Genomic DNA, 1,565 nt, shown 5'->3' with positions numbered 1-1,565 from the left:
AAAGCTCACATGAGGATTTCGCCGTCAAGTTCAATCATAGTTTCATAGCTTGCCTTTTCGATTTTGTATCGAACCCATGGTCTGAGCCACCTTGCATGACGCGGCACGTTTCCGTCACCGGTTCAAACTCACATACGGTCGCCGTTTTGCCCGGCAGCACCATTATCCCGCTTTCGTAGCGGCAAGGCTCAGGAGAACGGGACCAATCTAAAGCGCGGCATTTAAAGCCCGACTTTGAGGCGGTTCGCTCACCTGGATCCGCCAGGAGTGATCAGTCCTGGAAGATTTGTGTATTCGGCAATCTTTTGGGGTCGTCAGGCGGTCTTCATGACAGCCCCCTCGATGACAACACCCGCAGTGACAAACTTCCACAGCGCGATAAGGAGTTTGCGCGCCAGGGCCACTATCGCGGCTTTCTTTAAGCGTCCACCATTCGACTGAACCCGATCCACAAACCAACGGCTAAGCGCTGATGCTGGCTGATTGCGTAGCCACAACCAAGACAGTTGGATCATCGTAGTGCGCAGCCGAGGGTTTCCTGCCTTTGAGACACCCTGTTCGTGGTCGATGGTCCCGCTCATCCATGGGGTTGGTGTCAAACCTGCATAGGCGGCAATCTGCCGCCGATTATCAAAATGCCGGGACAGGGCTTCGGTCCAAAGAACGGCGGCAAATTCAGCGCCAACACCCTTTAAGGACAGCAGCATCGCTGCGGGCGAGGTTGCCTCAACCGCTGGCTGCTCGTCCATCGATAGGAGAGAATTACGCTCGCTCTCCACTGCAGCGATCTGTTCCAGCAGCAACTCGAGACGGTCGAGTTCGCGATTGATTTGAGCCTTCAGGTGTTTCGGTAACTCGCGCCCATCTCCGGTCTGGAGTTCCTCCAGCCGTTGACGGCGATCCTTACGGAGCGGTTGATAGCCGCTGACGCCTTGAGCGAAGAGTAGCCCCTTCACGCGATTGACATGCCTGACCCGCTCAGCAATCAAAACTTTGCGTTCCCGGCAAATCCGACGCCGATCTTCGTCCTTCGGATCTGGCGCTCTGACCATCGCACAGACGCGAGGCTCGCCGCGCTTGAACGCAAGCAATGTGCGCGTCAGAGCCTCTCCATCGATCTTGTCGGTCTTCGCACGCCGACGTCGACGGGAAGTCGCGATCGAAGCTGCGTCGACGACGTAACTCTCGATGCCGTGAGTCTCCAGCACGCGGTGGATCCAGAAGCCGTCCAATCCTGCCTCTTGGATCGTCACGATGGGAAATAACTTCCCTGTTCTCAACCGCGCCTTCTGTTGTAGCTGCTCAAATCGATCCAGCAGCTCGGCTACATTGCCACCGGCCACTACGTGCTTCGACATCTTCTCGCCACTGCCCGGCGACAACGAAGTGATCAACCAGGTCGATCGGCTCAGTTCCAATGATACAAAAATTGCGCCAAGATCAATGCGGACAGCGGTCGGATGAATGGATGCAGGTTCCATAAACTGCTCCTCCTGAGCGAGTGTTTTGATGCAACCTCACTCTGCCAGAGCGGCGGCCGCTGTTCACTCCTCATGGGATCTAAA

1 protein-coding gene is annotated in these 1,565 nt (G+C 56.2%); it reads right to left on the bottom strand.

The features are described from left to right. Window positions 1-314 precede the first annotated feature (314 nt). Complete coding sequence (locus tag FBZ97_RS34245; RefSeq protein WP_011053406.1) at window positions 315-1,481, bottom strand: IS110-like element ISRel9 family transposase; 1,167 nt, start codon at window positions 1,479-1,481, stop codon at window positions 315-317. Window positions 1,482-1,565: the final 84 nt, after the last annotated feature.

This window comes from Rhizobium sp. ERR 942, from assembly GCF_007828395.1.
Classification (GTDB): domain Bacteria; phylum Pseudomonadota; class Alphaproteobacteria; order Rhizobiales; family Rhizobiaceae; genus Rhizobium; species Rhizobium dioscoreae.
This window is presented reverse-complemented; position numbering and strand designations above follow the sequence as displayed.